We start from the raw sequence: 14,553 nt of genomic DNA on the forward strand, positions 1-14,553 counted from the left end.
ATTCCCTACCGTTCGCCCCCATCTGCCGCTGCAGCGCAACACATGGCACACGTCGCCACCCGATTCTGACCGTCGGCGACCGACGCCGAAAAAGTCGCAACGACGATGTACCACCTGTCCGTAACCCCGCCCAGTGAGCCTTTCCGACGACGCCCAAGACCGCCTGCGTGACATCGTCGAACTCCAGCCCACGAAGAACAAGGAGTTACAGGAGCGCTGGGAGATGGACAGCGGCAGTGAGGTCCACCAGTACCTCGAATCGGAGCTGAAACAGTACTACTTCCGCGACGAGAACAGCCTCATCCGTGCGACTCAGGAGGCCGCCGCGCTGCTCGGCATCGAGACCGACGCCGAGGCCATCCGGGTTCCCGACCTCCAGGTCCGCATCACCGAGGTGCTCGCGGGCCCCGACGAGGAACCACAGAGCGTCGTCGGCGTGTTCCACGACGTCGAGGCGACGGGCATCGAGACGGACGTCGACGCGGTCCGGTCCGGACTCCGGAGCCTCCAGGACAAGGGCATCGTCGAGGTCGTCCAGGAGACCGTGCCGACGTTCCGCCTCACCAACGACCGGGAGGAACTGGCCATCGAACCACTCGACGCCGACGACTGACCGGCGAGTCGTTTCCCGGACACCGGCCAGCAGCGCGAGCCGTCATACCTCCAGTCACAGCGAGTCGAGCCGTTGGCTCGTCGGTCGTCGTTGACCGCCGATCGGTGCGCGAAGGTTTCGGAGCGTGTGTGCTCAGGGACGGCGACGGCGTCCGACTGTGGAGGCCCTAGAACGCCGACCGAACGTCCAGTGACTCCCGAAGCTGAAGTTCGCCGCAATCCTTCGTAACAGCAGTATGTCACGATGCTCGTCGAACATAACTATTGCTCTCGGCATCGAAGGGGGTAGTGACCAGCCCGACGACAACGCGTGACCGCCTCGTAGCTCGTCCGTCCGCCAATGGTGGTTATTACCGACATCACGATTCCCGCCGACCAGTTCGCTCTCGGCGAACTCTTCGAGGAGTACCCCGACATCGACATCGAACTCGAACGACTCGTTCCGCTCCGGGAGGGGGTGATTCCGCTGTTCTGGGTCGAAGTAGCCTCACCCGAGGCCGTCGAGACGACCTTGCTGGCCGACCCGATGACCCTCGAAGTGACCCTCCTCACCGACATGGACGGTCGACACCTGTTCAACGTCGTTTGGGACGCCGCCATCGACTCACTCGTCCAACCACTCATCGAGAGCAACGCCGAGGTGCTACGCGCCGAAGGAGGGGCCGACTACTGGGAGTTCCGCCTCCAGTTCGAGAGCCGCGACCAGTTGGCGGACTTCCGACGGCGCTGTCAGGAGAACGACGTCCAGATACAGTTGGACGCGCTGTACAACCCTGCACTTCCCGATCAAGACACCGACGGGTCCGGACTCACCGACGAACAGTACGACCTCATCGCCACGGCGTACGACAACGGCTACTTCGAGGTTCCCCGAGGTATCGAACTCGGCGAGGTGGCCACCCTCATCGGCATCAGTTCGAACGCGGCCTCCCAACGGATGCGTCGGGGACTCAGTACCATCGTCGAATGGGCACTCGAGGCCCAGAAGTATCCCGACAGGAAATAGTCGCCGCGTGACGAGGCCGTCGGTCGACGCCAAGAGTTTAACGCCCGTTGGTAGTGAGAGTGACAACTACCCCACTGCCGGCGAATCCGTGTGTATGGTGTCGACCGATACACGAGTCCTGAACGACAGTCGATCAAACGACCCCGAGACGACACTTACCGCCGTCCACCACGTGTTGACCCATCCGACGCGGCGAGCCGTCCTCCGGGACCTCACCGCTCACTATCACCCGATGACGGTCCACGACCTTGCCGGTCGACTGACGCGAGACCCGGCGTACCAGTGGATCAGCGACGACGCCTTCGACGAGTGTCGTATCGGACTCGTCCATCACCACCTCCCGAAGTTGGCCGCAGCGGGGCTGATTCGGAACCCGTCGACCGACGCCGTCGAACTCACCGAGGCGGGCTTCCGAGTCGAAGGACTCAGGCGGGCCGGGGTGACGTACCTCGACGCGACCGATGAGGAACTCTTCCCCGCCCGCTCGGTTCGGAGCGATTGAAACGGACGGTCCGCCGTTCATAGCTGGGTGCCGCGGTCCCGGTGTCGAACGGCGATTACACGAAAGCAAGGAGAGAGCCCACGACTTCAGTCGTGGGAGGATGTCGAACGGCCTGCTGGACGGAGTTGACGGTGCGCGGTTGTTCGCTGGAGGGAAAGTCGTTCGAGCGACCGCCCGCTCGACCCCGACGCTCTGGGCCCGGGTTCGCTACGGGTCACGTCGCCGAGCTCGCTGTCGTTCGAGCAGTCGCTTGAGCCCCTTCCCCGGCCCGCCTTCGATGGGCCACCCGTGAGTCCGCCACCGAGGCGGCTCGGGGCCGAACTCCGGACAAGCCCCCGAGCACTCGCGGGCGGTCGGACTGTGGCCCTTCGCGGCACACCACGGGAGCGTGTCGCCGTCGTCGCGCAACTCGAAGGACCGACAGTCCGGACGCATCGTGTCGACGTACGACCGCCAGCCGCGCTCGTAGGCGCGCTCGGCGATTTCGAGGCGCTTGGCGTGTTTCCACTCGGGGTCGGCGTACTCGAAGCGCGCGGCCGACTCGTCGTGGTCGCCGCCGTCGGGCCGTTCGAGGATGCGCGTGCCGGGGTCGTCGACGGCGAGCGAACTCGGGTGCCACGCCACCTCGGCACTGGTCGGCCCGTCGTCGGTCCGCACGGCGAGGATGCCCGTCTCGACGGGCAGGCGTTCGAGCAGCGCGGGTTCGACCCCGCCCGACTCCTCGCCGACGGCGCGCGTCGCGACCCACACCTCGTCGGCGAGCGCGAGCGCGACGTCCCGTTCGAGTTGGTCGCCGAGCACGCGGGCCGCGCTCGCGTCGAGGTCGGGTTTGTTCTCGATGGCGACGATGCGTCGCAGCCAGTCGGGGTAGTGCCACTTGCGACGGATCTCGATGCGGTTGCCCGCGCGACGCTGGTCGAGGATACCGCGGTCGGTCGCCTCGTGGATGGACTCCCGGACGTAGCGCCACGGGTAGCCGGGGTCGGGCAGCGCGTCGCGGTAGTACGTCCACTCGCGGGGGGCGTTGCGGACGACGTGCAGGAGGTCAGAGTCGAGACGCTCGGTGCCGAAGACGCTCCGGGCGGCCAGCCCCTCGGGGTCACACTCGAAGACGAGGGTGTCCCAGCGTCGCCCGCGCGTGCCGAGCTGGCGGGCGACGAAGACGGCGCTGTCGCTCTCGGCCGTCGCGGTGGTCGCGGGCGACCACTCGCGCTCGGCCCACTGACAGACGCGGAGTTCGAAGGTGAACTCCGGGCGTGTCATCAGCCGCCGTGGTTCTCGAGGCCGCCGTTCTCGAGGAACTCGTCGGCCTGTTCCAGTATCTCGCGCGGGCCGTCCTGCGTGATGGTGTTGACGGCCTGTTCGTAGTCACGCCACTGCAGGTCGCGGTGTTCGCGCGACAGTTCGGCGCTCGCCTCGAACGACTCCGCGATGAACAGGTGGACCGTCTTGTGGATGGTGTTCCCGTTCGCCTCGAAGATGTAGTCGTAATCCTCGCGGAACCCGTCGATGAGTCTGAGTTCCTCGATTCCCGCTTCCTCCGCGACCTCACGTATCGCCGTCTGCTGTAGCTCCTCCTCCCCTTCGACGCCACCCTTGGGGAACTCCCAGTCCCCCGTGCGGGACTTGAGCAGGAGGTACTCGCGACGGCCACGCGTATCGCGGAACAGGATTGCTCCGGAGCTCGTGGCCTCTATCATGGCTCTGGATACTGTATCACCACTTAAGAGAATATCGCCATGGGCTCGTCGCCGTCCGGTCTGGCGTTCCGAGCGGTCTGTGTGCCGCTCGTTCGCATCTCGCGACTTCAGCGACCCGGGATGAATGCGCTTTTGGCCGTCGCCGCAGACCGTTGGGGTATGCCGTTCGTCACGACGCTCTCTCTCTCCAGCGGGGACCGCCCCGCCCTGGAGGACGTGGTCACAGACATCAAGGAGTCGGCGGAACGCAAGGGAGTCGAGATAAAAGGTCCACAGACACCGCCACCCGAGCGCTACGTCGCCCCCCAGCCCAAACGCCTCGGTCCGGAGGGACGACGCTTCGCCGACTGGTCGTTCTCGGTGTACACCCGCCGGATGCGCATCGTCGGACACGACGAGTTCGCCCGCGCGGCAGCCGGGCGGGACTTCCCCGAGGGCGTCCACATCGAAGTCGACGTCGAGCAGGTCTCGGGCGCGGGCCGCGCCTGACGCTCGCCGTCACGCTCTCGTCGCCACACACCACCCCTCGCCGTATCGCCCTCTCACTACACCGACGGGCCGACTCGCGGTCGGCCCGCACGAGTCGTCGTGGCTCCACTGTTACTCCACGCGGGGTAACAGACGTTCATATCCTCCGTCGACCTTCGTCCCCCTACGAGTGTCCTCCGAGACCGAACCTCGAATCGCGTCGTGGTCGTACGCCCCGGTCGGCGAGCACGGTGTCGACGCCACCCCGCCCGCCGACGTCCCCGTCTGGACGACGTACGACCCCGTGGCCCGAACGGTCGTCGTCACCGGCGAGCAGTTCACGAACGGTGCGGGCCAGCGCACGATGCCGACCGACGTCACCGTCGAGGACGACGTGTTGCACCTTCGGTTCGAACGACTGCCTCGCGACGAGTCGTCGGCCCACCACCTCGACGAGCGTGACCGACGGTTCGCCCTCCACGTCCGATTCGACGCACGGCTCCCGAAACACACGGCCGTCGTCGTCGTGGCCGACGAAGCGGAGACGACGACCGGCTGGCAGAACCCGGCGGGCTGTCCCGCCGACGACTGAGGGGCCTCGAAATCCTGCAGCCGATTGACGGTTGTGTCGGCCGTGACACCCAAAACGTCCGCGCAAACTAAGCCCGGGGGGTGTGAGTCGTTGGGTATGAGTGTCGACCGTGACCGTCTCGTGTCGCTTCGCCGTGAGTTCCACCGCTTCCCCGAACCCGCTTGGCGGGAGTTCCGGACGACCGCTCGCATCGTCGAGGAACTGGAGCGCATCGGCGTCGACGACCTGTACGTCGGGTCGGACATCCTCGCCGGCGAACGCATGAGTCTGCCCGAAGAGGCCGACCTCCAGCGCTGGCTCGACGACGCCCGCGCCGCCGGCGTCGACGACGACCTTCTCGACCGTCTCGCCGGCGGCTACACCGGTGCGCTCGCCGTCCTGGAGATGGGCGAGGGACCCACGGTCGGCCTCCGCGTTGACATCGACGGCCTCCCGCGCGCCGAGTCCGAGGACGCTGACCACACCCCTACCGCCGAGGGGTTCCGCGCCGAGACCGACGCGATGCACGCCTGTGGCCACGACGCCCACGTCACGTTCGGTCTCGGGGTGATTGAGGCCATCAAAGCGAGCGACTTCTCGGGGACGCTGAAGGTCGTCTTCCAGCCAGCCGAGGAGGTCGTCGGTGGTGGCAAACCCGTCGCAGAGTCCGGGCTACTCGACGACTGTGACTACCTGCTGGCCGCTCACGTCGGTCTCGACCACCCGACGGGCGAGGTGGTCGCGGGCATCAACGGTTTCCTGGCGGTCCACCACTTCGAGGCGACGTTCACGGGCGAACCGGCCCACGCGGGGGCGAACCCCGGCGACGGTCGCAACGCGAACCAGGCGCTCGCGGCGGCGGTCACCAACCTCTACGCCATCCCGCGCCACCAGGACGGCCGCACGACGGTCAACGCGGGCGTCATCCGCGGCGGGTCGGCGACCAACATCATCCCCGAGGAGGCTTACGTCGAGGGCGAGGTCCGCGGCGAGACGACCGAACTGATGGAGTACATGCGTGACCGTGCCGAGCGCGTCCTCGAAGCGGCGGCGGACATGCACGCCTGTGACGTCGACGTCGACACCGTGGGCGGCGCGCCGAGTGCGGTCAGCGACGACGCCATCGTCGACGTCGTCGAGTCGGTCGCGGGCGGCGTCGAGGGCGTCGACTCCGTATTGCGGACCGACGCGCTCGGCGGCAGCGAGGACGCCACCTACCTGATGCAGCGCGTCCAGGACAACGGTGGGAAGGCGTGTTACGTCGGCATCGGCACCGACCACCCCGGCGGCCACCACACCGCGACGTTCGACGTCGACGAGGACTCCCTGCCCATCGGCGTCTCCGTGCTCTCGGAGTCCATCCTGCGACTCGCGGCCGAGCACTGAGCGGTCCGCTCCACAGCCCCCGTTCTCACACTCTCGACTGTAGGTCGGCCCCGCACCGCCCCCCGCTCGAACAGGGTGGTGTCCAATCGGACGGGTCCGTGAGTAGACTCGATATTCCGATGAACTCAGCGTTCTGTGGCGGTTGTACAGAAGGGAGATAACGACACACTCCCTACCGATGCTACTCCGGGCGGACCGGTCAAACGACCGAGGCGGTCGGAGCGGTGAGTGGTGATGGACGGGGAGCGGATCATCGAAGACGTCGGCGTCGCCGAACAACGTATCGTCGAGTTAGAGACCGAACTGGTGGACGTCGACCCGGCTCGAATCGGTGCTGAGGCCCAGCGGCTCGACCGGGCCCAGACACCGACCGAACGGATGCGTCTCCCGCGTTCGACGGTTCGACGACTGGGATACCTCGGTGCCGTCTACCTCGCTGGTCTCGCGTCGATGACCCTCCTGTTGGGCCCGAGTACCGAAGCCGTCCTGTTACCGCTGGTCCCCACCGTCATCGCCCTGGCGTTCACCTTCGAACTGATGGACTCCGCGGCGGGGATGGGCTTCGGGACGGCGCTCGCACCCGTCTTGTTCCTGTTGGGGTACGACCCGCTGCAGGTGACGCCGGTGTTGCTCGTCTCAGAGGCGGTGACGGGTCTCATCTCCGGTGGCGTCCACCACGAACTGAAGAACACCTCGTTCTCGTTCCGACCGCTGAACGATGCCACGCGGATGATGCTGTTACTCGGCGGGGTGGGGTCGGTCGCGAGCATCGTCTCCATCGTGTTGACGTACTTTGCACTCACGCTCCCCGACGTCTACATCGAGACGTACGTCGCCGTCCTCGTCCTCGTCATGGGGGCTATCGGACTGCTCCGAGCCCGGCGTGTGACGACTATCGAGTACCGGCCACGGCGCATCGTCGGGTTCGCGGTCATCGCTGGCCTCAACAAAGGCATCGGTGGTGGCGGGTACGGTCCCGTCGTCACCCTCGGACAGATTCTCTCGGGCGTCTACGAGAAGAGTGCGACCGCCATCGCATCGCTCGCCGAGAGCATCGTCTCGGTGGTCGGCGTCCTCACGTTCGTCGCGCTCTCGACACAGGGTGTCGCAGTCGACCTCGTGTTGCTCCCGTCGGTGTTCACGGCCGGCTTCCTCGCCGCAGTGGCGGCCCCATACCTCGTCCGCGTCGTGCCGAACCGCGTCTGGCGCTACGTCATCCCACTGTACGCGTTCGTCATCGGCCTGCTCGGTCTGACGTTCGGTCTGCGCGTCTGAGTGCCGTGATGTTTGGTCTCGATGCGACGTCGGTCCCGCTCCGGTGTCGTCCGATGTGGAGCACGCAGGAGCACTACGTCGACCCGCGACCGCAGTCGCTACTGGTCGTCGATTCGGCCCGGAGAACCACGCCTACAGCAGCCACTGTCGGGTCGGTCGTCGAGTCGGAAACGCAAGAACGCAGAACGGGTAAAGTGACCCTGCTAGGTCTTCAGAGCAGCCCCGACTTCTGGAGCTTCATGAGGTCCTCGGTGTCGAGGGTCTCGCCTTCCTTGAACTTCTGGTAGATCTCCTCGGCCTCCTCCTTGGCCTCCTCGCGCTTGGCGGCGCGCTCGTCCTTGCGCTCCTCCTCCTCGGCCTTGTCCATCTCGCGCAGGCGCTTCTGGACGCGGACGAAGTCCTCGTGGTGGCGGTCGGCGGCTTCCTGGGCGTCGACGAACTTCTCGTGCCACTCGTCGGCCTCGTCACGGATGTCGTCGGCCTCGCGGTAGGCCTCGATCATCTGGTTGTGGTGCTCCTGGGCCTCGTCGGCGAGCTCCGTCACCTTCTGGTGGTGCTTGGACGCTTCGGCGCGGACCTCCTGGGCCTCGGCCTTGACCTCGTCGATGCCGTCGGTGTCGTCGAGCTTCGACTTGCGCTCCTGGTACTGGTCGCGCTTGTTCTCGATCTTCTCGATGAGCTCGCGCTCGTCTTCCGTCGAGAGGACCTCGGTCTGCTGGCGGAATTCGAGCTGCTCGATCTCCTCTTTGAGCTGCTCCATGCTCTTGCCGTCGTCGAGGTCGAGGTCTGACTTCGCGTCGTCGACCTCCGAGAACAGTTCGTTGGCCTGCGCGTTCAGCTCGTTGCGCTGTTCTTTGTGCTCCTGAACCTGCTCGTTGAGCTCGTCGCGCTTCTCGCGGTGTTGCTGGGCCTCGTCGACCTTCTCGCGGGTCTTCGCGTTGAGCTCGTCACGTTTCGACGCGCGCTCCGACGCCATCTGATTGAGCTCGTTGCGTCGGTCTCGAAGCATCCCGGCCATCTTGATGAGGCCGCCTTTGGATTTGTTTTCGAGGTCGTCGTCTGTGAGTTCTACGTTCTTGGATTCGTCAATAGTCTCTGCCATGGTTATTCACTATCCATTACCGCTCCAGCGAGGTGGCTCACGGGAGTACTAGCCGGCCGATAAGCAGGGTCTCCTGTCATTCTGTTCGCCGTGCAATCCACCATGACGCCGGAGGCGTTCTGGTAGTAATCCATACCGGAAGCTCGTACTTAAACCTTTTCCAATTTTCACCCCACCAATCCGCTCGAAACCCCTGCCAGCGCCCTCGTCAAGCCTTGTCACGATTGGCTATCACACACGGGAGTATTTAAGTAACGGTCGCTCGGCGACTCCGGAGCGACTCGCTCAAGTGTCCGGGGCGGCCAGTCGGCGTATGCACGAGGTGACCGTCCACGCGACCGGCCACGAGCACGTGCGTGCGACGCACGAGAGTACCCTCGAACTGACGACCGACGACTGGCTCACGCCCGCCGGCGACTGCATCGTCGGCGTCGAGGCCGACACCACGCCCGCCGACCTCCCCGGTGCGTTCGTCGAAGCGTGCCAGGACGAGGCCGCACTCCTCACCGCGGAGTTCCGGGCCGACGACACCACGGCGACCGTCAACGGCCGCGGCGACCCGGACCTCACCTTCGAGGGCGAGCGCTCGATGGTGTTCCGAACGAGCGCATACGTCGACGACCGAACCGTCATGGTGGGCGCGGACGGCGCTGCCGACGACCTCGACCGCGACCTCGTCGCGGCGCTCGAAGCCGGTGCGGACCTCACGGTCACGCTCCGCGTCGAGTGACCGGGTCGCGACCCCGAACGGCGACCGATTATTACAGTAAGGATAATGTCAGGAAATATCGTCGGGCGGAGAGGAATCACCGCCCCGTCGGCAGTGTGGGGTGACGAGGAAGTTCGGCTATCGCTGTTCGTTTCTCCTCTGATTCGCCGTGATATCACCTCTAGAATCGAATGTGATGGGGGTGAGAGTGTTCGTCATTGAACCTATGGGTGTTCGTTTCTACGGCAACTCTCATGGTCTCATAAGCTACTGACTTGTCACTTCTCATCGCATCCAAATGAGATGTCAGATAAAATATCGGCGAGAGTTGCAGACGAATCGACGCGAACGAGTGATTCGACGTGGCGGGCACCATGATAACGAAACGAGCAGCGTTGAGCATCGTCCTCGCGGCGATTATGGTGGGGTCGGTGACGGCGGTCGCTGCACCGTCGATTCTGGCCCAAGACAACGGCAACGGCGGCCAGTCCGCCGAAGCAATCTGTTCAGAACAGGGTCTTCCACCACTCGGCAAAATCGAAGGTACTGACGACATCGACGAGAGCGGTGAGACGGTGACGTTCGACGGGACGACCATCGAGTTCACCGACCAGCAGTTCAAGGAGGGTGGCTCAGAGATGTACGGCTTCGACTTCCAGGTGACGTCGGGGTCGAACGTCGGGTTCGTCCGTATCAAGGGAGGTGGCGGCAACGACGGTCCGGAGTCCGTCAACACCTACGATTACACCCCCGACGGAGTGACGTCCGGCGACGACCTTTCCACGACGATAAACGACAACAACGACCAGCCGTACGAAATTAGCAACGTCGTCTTCTGTGGCGTCAACGAGCAGACGACCCAAGAGCCGACCACGCAGGAACCCACGACGCAAGAACCGACCACACAGGAACCGACGACAACAGAGCCAACGACGACGCAGCCAACCACGCAGGAACCCACGACGACACAACCGACGACACAGCAGCCAACAACGACGAAGCCCACGACGACCAAGCCCACGACGACCAAGCCAACCACGCAGGAACCCACGACGACCAAGCCAACAACGACCAAGCCAACCACGCAAGAACCCACGACGACCAAGCCAACCACGCAAGAACCCACGACGACCAAGCCAACCACGCAGGAACCCACGACACAGCAGCCGAAGACCGAACAGCCCACGGAGGCTCCGCCCACCGAGGCACCGACCGAACAGCCAACGGAGCAACCGGAGACCGAAGCGCCACCTTCGGTCGCGTTCTACCAGGTGGACTTCGTCGTCGGTGAGCCGAAACCCGAACTCGGTCCGGAGGCCGGGTTCTACAGCGACGAGAACCGGCTCATCACGTTCGCCCACGGCAACTCCGAGGACGGACTGACCCGCACCGAGTCGTCCACGCCGAGTTCGGACGTCGGTTCGTGTCTGGACGTCGCTCACGTCGGCCAGGTCGAAGACGGCCAGGCGACGGTCACGTTCACCGTCGAGGAGGACTGTGAACTGACGCTCAGCCTCGCCAGCTACGAGAAGGCCGACGGCTCGTTCGACCGCGACGAGGTCCAGCGACTGTTCGACGGGACGACCGATACGTACGGCCCCGGTACGTACACCGTCACGGTCGACCTGCCACCCGAGGAGACCAGTGACGCCAGCGCGCTCGGCGCGACGTTCGACGGACTCCAACCCGTCCTCGCGCTGTTCGTCAGTGCGGGCCTCGGCTTCGCGCTCGTCGCTCGTCGCGACTGACCGTCCCCGTCTTGGGGACACCCCTCGGACCGACGCGCGACCGGTGCCGGAACCACTTTCTTGGAACGACGAGTCGACCACCCAGTGACCTCCACGACGCCGACCGTCGACTACGCCGCCGACTGGTTCGACCGGTTCGCCCACCCCATCGACGACGAGCGGACGGCCCGCGAGGCCGCGTTCGTCGACTCGGTCGTCCCCGCCGAGTGCCGCCTCCTCGACTGCTGTTGTGGCACGGGGCGACACGCACACGCCCTCGCCGAGCGCTGTCACACCGTCGTCGGGTTCGACCGCAGTCCGGTGGCGCTCACGACCGCCCGAGCGGGAGCCAGCGACGCACGGTTCGTCCGTGGCGACGTGCGTGCGCTCCCCTTTCCAGAGCGGTCGTTCGACGCCGCCGTCTGCCTCTGGCAGAGCTTCGGGTACTTCGACGCGCCGACCAACCGGGCCGTCCTGGCCGCGCTCGCACGACGGCTCCGTCCCGCCGGTCGTCTCGTCCTCGACGTCTACCACCGCGAGTTCTTCGAGGCGCACACGGGGACGCGGACGTTCCAGATCGACGGCGTCGGCGTCACCGAGACCAAGACGATGGCCGGTGACCGACTGTCGGTCCGTCTCGAATACGACGACGACGCGCCCGACGACCGCTTCGAGTGGCAGCTGTTCGCCCCGGACGACCTCCGTACGCTGGCCGACGACGTGGGCCTCCGGACGGTCGATGCGTGTTCGGACTTCGACGAGGCCGAGTCGCCGACGCCGGAGACTCCCCGGATGCAGTTCGTCTTCGAGCGCGAGTGCTGAACGCCGTCGTACCGAGCGCGGTCACGTCGAGCGACGCCGCGTCGTGGCCCGTCGGCGACACCGGCAATCGACACGGTGACGCGACGGGTTTTCCGCGCGCCGCCCGTCTCTCGGGTATGGCCGAGGACGAACCCGCCGAGAACATCAGCGGCGGAACGGCGGGCGGTGGGCGCTTCTCCGAGTTCGACCCGGGCGACGGCACCTCCCGTGCGGAAGCCGTCGTCGACCGTCTCGGCGACCTCTACTGGCAAAAGACCTACGGCGGACAGGACGCCTTCGAGTGTCTCGTCCGGACCATCCTCTCACAGAACACGAGCGACAAGGCCTCACAGCCGGCGCACGACGAGTTGATGGGTCGGTACGGCTCGGGTGGGGACGCCCACCGGGACGCCGACCTCGCGGTCTCGCTGGCCGAGGCCGACCGAGATGAGTTGGCCGAGACCATCTCCTCGGCGGGGCTGTACAACCAGAAGTCCGAGACCATCGTCCGCATCGCATCGCGCATCGTCGAGGAGTACGGTTCGGCGGACGCCTTCGACGCGTTCGTCCGCGAACAACCGTACGACGAGGTCCGCGACGCGCTGCTCGACATGAAGGGCGTCGGGCCGAAGACCGCCGACTGCGTCCTCCTGTTCGCAGGCGGTCGCGGCGGCGTCTTCCCCGTCGACACCCACGTCCACCGCATCTACCGGCGCATGGGCATCGCGCCCGCCGACGCCGACCACGAGCGCGTTCGACAGGTGCTCGAAGCCGAACTCCCGGCCGAGAAGTGCGGGTTCGGTCACACCGCGAGCATCCAGTTCGGCCGCGAGTACTGCTCGGCCCGGAGCCCCGCCTGTCTCGACGACCCCGAGGCGTGTCCGATGGCCGACCTCTGTGACCAGGTCGGCGTCTACCCGGCGACCGACGAGGTCGTCGACCCCGCCGACGCGCCGAGCGACGACTGAGAACGGAGCGCAGCGGGGTCGCCGGCGGGTGCGACGGGACGGTTCCGGCAGACGGACGATCGCGGCTGTGTGACGGTGTAGCAGTGTTTATCTCCTCCGTCGGACGACGTCGGATATGGCACCAGTGTTACACCTCTGCTTGAACGTCGCGGACGTCGACGCCAGCGAGTCGTTCTACGAGCAGTTCGGGTTCGAACGGTCGCGGTCGCTGGACCTCGGCGGCGTCGAGAACCGCTTCGTCGCCGACGACAACGGCATCGAACTCCAACTCAGAGAGCACCCCGAAATCGAGACACTCGACACGGGTAACGCCTGGGACCACCTCTCGCTGGGTGTCGACTCGGTGGACGACGAACTCGACCGCATCGAACACGGTGGACTCGTGAACGGACCGATGGACGTCGACGTCGCGGGTGCGCGAGTCGCGTTCGTGGAGGACCCCGACGGCCACGTCGTCGAACTGCTCGAAGAACTGGCGGGTTGAGTCGTCCGACGGCGACCCGCCCCCGTGACTACCCGGAGACCGTCGTCGTTCTCGTGCTCGCCGTCGACAGCCGCAGCGCGCCGACGAGGCTCCCGAGGATCAGGAGGAAGGCGAGCAACGAGAGGTTCGGAATCGACAGGCCGAGACCCGGCAACTGCCACTGGATGGCCGTACAGCCGCCGCCGAAGCCACAGACGTCGCTCCCGGTCCGCTGGATGACCGAGTGGTAGCCGGCGACGACGGTGCCGCCGAGCGCGAGCGGGAGGACGGTCCGGTAGACGCCGGGGCGGTCCTCGTAGGCCGCGACGCCGAGCACGACCACCAGCGGGTACATCAGGATGCGCTGGTACCAACAGAGGTCACACGGGATGTAGCCGTAGCCGAGACTGAACGTCAGGCTCCCTGCGGTGGCGACGAGCGCGACGAGCGCCCCCACGGCGAGCCACGCGCGGGCGGTGAGGCTGCCCGCGACACCCCCCGACCGCGTGCTCATCGGGAGGCGAACTGGTCGAGGGCGTTCCGGGTCGCCTGCGGGAGGCTATCGCCCTCGTACGCTTTGACCACCTGGCCGTCGACGACGAGTGTGGGCGTCCCCCGGTAGCCGGCGTTCGTCGCGTCGGTCGCGGTACGGCTCATGAGCCGTGTGTACTCGTCGTCCTCTATCTGCGAGCGGACGGCGTCGACGTCGCTGACGCCGACCTTCTCGGCGGCCGTCGTCAGCCAGTCGGTCGTCGCCCACTCTCGACTCGACTCGCCCTGGTTCTCCATCACGTACTCGTGGAACGTCCAGTAGTGCTGGGGGTCGACGTTCCAGACGGCCAGCCCCGCGCGTGCGGCCCGGACGTCGTCGTTACCGAAGATGTTCCACGCCCGGAATCGGAGGTCGAGGTCACCCGACTGGACGTAGTCGCCGACGAGTTCGTTCAGCGCGCCCGTCGAGAACGTCGCACAGTGGGGGCACTTCCAGTCACCGTAGTAGACGACGGTCGGCCTGTCACCGCTGCCCATCGTCTCGTAGTCGTAGTCGCCGGGCGAGTCCGGAATCGGCGCGTTCGTGACGGCCGTGTCCGGTACGTCGTCGGGGAGGTCACTGCTACCGTCCGCGAGACACCCTGCCAGTCCCGCCGCCGCGATGGTCCCGCCCGCGAGCAGGAACCGCCGCCGAGAGGAGGTCATTGGGGAACGTATCCGATTCACGAGAATGAATGTTGTGGTGTGTGACTCGAACACACACCAGGTCGC

17 protein-coding genes are annotated in these 14,553 nt (G+C 66.1%); 12 read left to right on the forward strand and 5 right to left on the reverse strand.

What is annotated here, in order from left to right:
- Positions 1 to 133 precede the first annotated feature (133 nt).
- The 3 genes from M1L36_RS01400 to M1L36_RS01410 all read left to right on the forward strand — a co-directional run bounded on the left by M1L36_RS01400 (position 134) and on the right by M1L36_RS01410 (position 2,120).
- On the forward strand, positions 134 to 613 hold the full coding sequence (locus tag M1L36_RS01400; protein ID WP_250871916.1) for a DUF5797 family protein: 480 nt from the start codon (positions 134 to 136) through the stop codon (positions 611 to 613).
- Positions 614 to 952: 339 nt separating this feature from the next.
- Positions 953 to 1,618 (forward strand): helix-turn-helix domain-containing protein, encoded by a 666-nt coding sequence (locus tag M1L36_RS01405; protein WP_250871917.1) that lies wholly within the window; start codon positions 953 to 955, stop codon positions 1,616 to 1,618.
- A 94-nt stretch (positions 1,619 to 1,712) separates the two neighbouring features.
- Positions 1,713 to 2,120, forward strand: coding sequence for a DUF7344 domain-containing protein (locus tag M1L36_RS01410; protein ID WP_250871918.1), 408 nt, complete (start codon positions 1,713 to 1,715; stop codon positions 2,118 to 2,120).
- Between the two features lie 207 nt (positions 2,121 to 2,327).
- On the opposite strand, the gene M1L36_RS01415 is transcribed toward M1L36_RS01410, so the two are convergent.
- Entirely contained in the window at positions 2,328 to 3,383 is a 1,056-nt protein-coding gene (locus M1L36_RS01415) for a DUF5787 family protein (protein ID WP_250871919.1), read from the reverse strand.
- Positions 3,383 to 3,820 carry a bis(5'-nucleosyl)-tetraphosphatase gene (locus M1L36_RS01420; RefSeq protein ID WP_250871920.1) on the reverse strand — a complete coding sequence of 146 codons (438 nt, stop codon included), beginning with the start codon at positions 3,818 to 3,820 and terminating at the stop codon, positions 3,383 to 3,385. Before M1L36_RS01420 ends, M1L36_RS01415 begins: the two co-directional genes overlap by 1 nt.
- Before the next feature lie 159 nt (positions 3,821 to 3,979).
- Here M1L36_RS01420 and M1L36_RS01425 point away from each other — a divergent pair, with 159 nt between their 5' ends.
- From M1L36_RS01425 to M1L36_RS01440, 4 genes are all read left to right on the forward strand, one after another.
- Positions 3,980 to 4,309, forward strand: a complete 330-nt coding sequence (locus M1L36_RS01425; RefSeq protein ID WP_250871921.1) for an uS10/mL48 family ribosomal protein — start codon at positions 3,980 to 3,982, stop codon at positions 4,307 to 4,309.
- A gap of 169 nt (positions 4,310 to 4,478) precedes the next feature.
- Positions 4,479 to 4,880 carry a hypothetical protein gene (locus tag M1L36_RS01430; protein ID WP_250871922.1) on the forward strand — a complete coding sequence of 134 codons (402 nt, stop codon included), beginning with the start codon at positions 4,479 to 4,481 and terminating at the stop codon, positions 4,878 to 4,880.
- A gap of 96 nt (positions 4,881 to 4,976) precedes the next feature.
- On the forward strand, positions 4,977 to 6,245 hold the full coding sequence (locus M1L36_RS01435; RefSeq protein ID WP_250871923.1) for an amidohydrolase: 1,269 nt from the start codon (positions 4,977 to 4,979) through the stop codon (positions 6,243 to 6,245).
- A gap of 234 nt (positions 6,246 to 6,479) precedes the next feature.
- Positions 6,480 to 7,520 (forward strand): sulfite exporter TauE/SafE family protein, encoded by a 1,041-nt coding sequence (locus M1L36_RS01440; protein ID WP_250871924.1) that lies wholly within the window; start codon positions 6,480 to 6,482, stop codon positions 7,518 to 7,520.
- A 211-nt stretch (positions 7,521 to 7,731) separates the two neighbouring features.
- Here M1L36_RS01440 and M1L36_RS01445 read toward each other — a convergent pair whose 3' ends face one another.
- Positions 7,732 to 8,622: a coiled-coil protein gene (locus M1L36_RS01445; RefSeq protein ID WP_250871925.1), complete on the reverse strand. Its 891-nt coding sequence runs from the start codon at positions 8,620 to 8,622 to the stop codon at positions 7,732 to 7,734.
- A 313-nt stretch (positions 8,623 to 8,935) separates the two neighbouring features.
- Between M1L36_RS01445 and M1L36_RS01450 the strand changes: the two genes are divergently transcribed.
- The 5 genes from M1L36_RS01450 (at position 8,936) to M1L36_RS01470 (ending at position 13,311) form a co-directional block, all read left to right on the forward strand.
- Positions 8,936 to 9,352, forward strand: coding sequence for a DUF371 domain-containing protein (locus tag M1L36_RS01450; RefSeq protein WP_250871926.1), 417 nt, complete (start codon positions 8,936 to 8,938; stop codon positions 9,350 to 9,352).
- A 353-nt stretch (positions 9,353 to 9,705) separates the two neighbouring features.
- Positions 9,706 to 11,079, forward strand: coding sequence for a hypothetical protein (locus M1L36_RS01455; protein ID WP_250871927.1), 1,374 nt, complete (start codon positions 9,706 to 9,708; stop codon positions 11,077 to 11,079).
- An 84-nt stretch (positions 11,080 to 11,163) separates the two neighbouring features.
- Positions 11,164 to 11,880, forward strand: a complete 717-nt coding sequence (locus M1L36_RS01460) for a class I SAM-dependent methyltransferase (RefSeq protein ID WP_250871928.1) — start codon at positions 11,164 to 11,166, stop codon at positions 11,878 to 11,880.
- Positions 11,881 to 11,996: 116 nt separating this feature from the next.
- The gene (locus M1L36_RS01465; protein WP_250871929.1) at positions 11,997 to 12,827 is read left to right on the forward strand and encodes an endonuclease III domain-containing protein; all 831 of its coding nucleotides are present in this window, start codon (positions 11,997 to 11,999) and stop codon (positions 12,825 to 12,827) included.
- A 115-nt stretch (positions 12,828 to 12,942) separates the two neighbouring features.
- Positions 12,943 to 13,311, forward strand: a complete 369-nt coding sequence (locus M1L36_RS01470) for a VOC family protein (RefSeq protein ID WP_250871930.1) — start codon at positions 12,943 to 12,945, stop codon at positions 13,309 to 13,311.
- 28 nt (positions 13,312 to 13,339) lie between these two features.
- On the opposite strand, the gene M1L36_RS01475 is transcribed toward M1L36_RS01470, so the two are convergent.
- Positions 13,340 to 13,804, reverse strand: coding sequence for a disulfide bond formation protein B (locus M1L36_RS01475; RefSeq protein ID WP_250871931.1), 465 nt, complete (start codon positions 13,802 to 13,804; stop codon positions 13,340 to 13,342).
- A complete protein-coding gene (locus M1L36_RS01480) occupies positions 13,801 to 14,487 on the reverse strand; it encodes a DsbA family protein (RefSeq protein WP_250871932.1) in 687 nt (228 codons plus the stop codon). The genes M1L36_RS01475 and M1L36_RS01480 overlap by 4 nt, the downstream gene beginning before the upstream one ends.
- Positions 14,488 to 14,553: the final 66 nt, after the last annotated feature.

The sequence above is a fragment of the Halomarina rubra genome, from assembly GCF_023699475.1.
Taxonomy (GTDB): Archaea; Halobacteriota; Halobacteria; order Halobacteriales; family Haloarculaceae; genus Halomarina; species Halomarina rubra.

Coding starts and splice junctions, on each gene's coding strand:
- M1L36_RS01405 (WP_250871917.1), top strand. CDS start 953: ATGGTGGTTATTACCGACATCACGATTCCCGCCGACCAGTTCGCTCTC.
- M1L36_RS01410 (WP_250871918.1), top strand. CDS start 1,713: ATGGTGTCGACCGATACACGAGTCCTGAACGACAGTCGATCAAACGAC.
- M1L36_RS01415 (WP_250871919.1), bottom strand. CDS start 3,383: ATGACACGCCCGGAGTTCACCTTCGAACTCCGCGTCTGTCAGTGGGCC.
- M1L36_RS01420 (WP_250871920.1), bottom strand. CDS start 3,820: ATGATAGAGGCCACGAGCTCCGGAGCAATCCTGTTCCGCGATACGCGT.
- M1L36_RS01425 (WP_250871921.1), top strand. CDS start 3,980: ATGCCGTTCGTCACGACGCTCTCTCTCTCCAGCGGGGACCGCCCCGCC.
- M1L36_RS01435 (WP_250871923.1), top strand. CDS start 4,977: ATGAGTGTCGACCGTGACCGTCTCGTGTCGCTTCGCCGTGAGTTCCAC.
- M1L36_RS01440 (WP_250871924.1), top strand. CDS start 6,480: ATGGACGGGGAGCGGATCATCGAAGACGTCGGCGTCGCCGAACAACGT.
- M1L36_RS01445 (WP_250871925.1), bottom strand. CDS start 8,622: ATGGCAGAGACTATTGACGAATCCAAGAACGTAGAACTCACAGACGAC.
- M1L36_RS01450 (WP_250871926.1), top strand. CDS start 8,936: ATGCACGAGGTGACCGTCCACGCGACCGGCCACGAGCACGTGCGTGCG.
- M1L36_RS01455 (WP_250871927.1), top strand. CDS start 9,706: ATGATAACGAAACGAGCAGCGTTGAGCATCGTCCTCGCGGCGATTATG.
- M1L36_RS01465 (WP_250871929.1), top strand. CDS start 11,997: ATGGCCGAGGACGAACCCGCCGAGAACATCAGCGGCGGAACGGCGGGC.
- M1L36_RS01470 (WP_250871930.1), top strand. CDS start 12,943: ATGGCACCAGTGTTACACCTCTGCTTGAACGTCGCGGACGTCGACGCC.
- M1L36_RS01475 (WP_250871931.1), bottom strand. CDS start 13,804: ATGAGCACGCGGTCGGGGGGTGTCGCGGGCAGCCTCACCGCCCGCGCG.
- M1L36_RS01480 (WP_250871932.1), bottom strand. CDS start 14,487: ATGACCTCCTCTCGGCGGCGGTTCCTGCTCGCGGGCGGGACCATCGCG.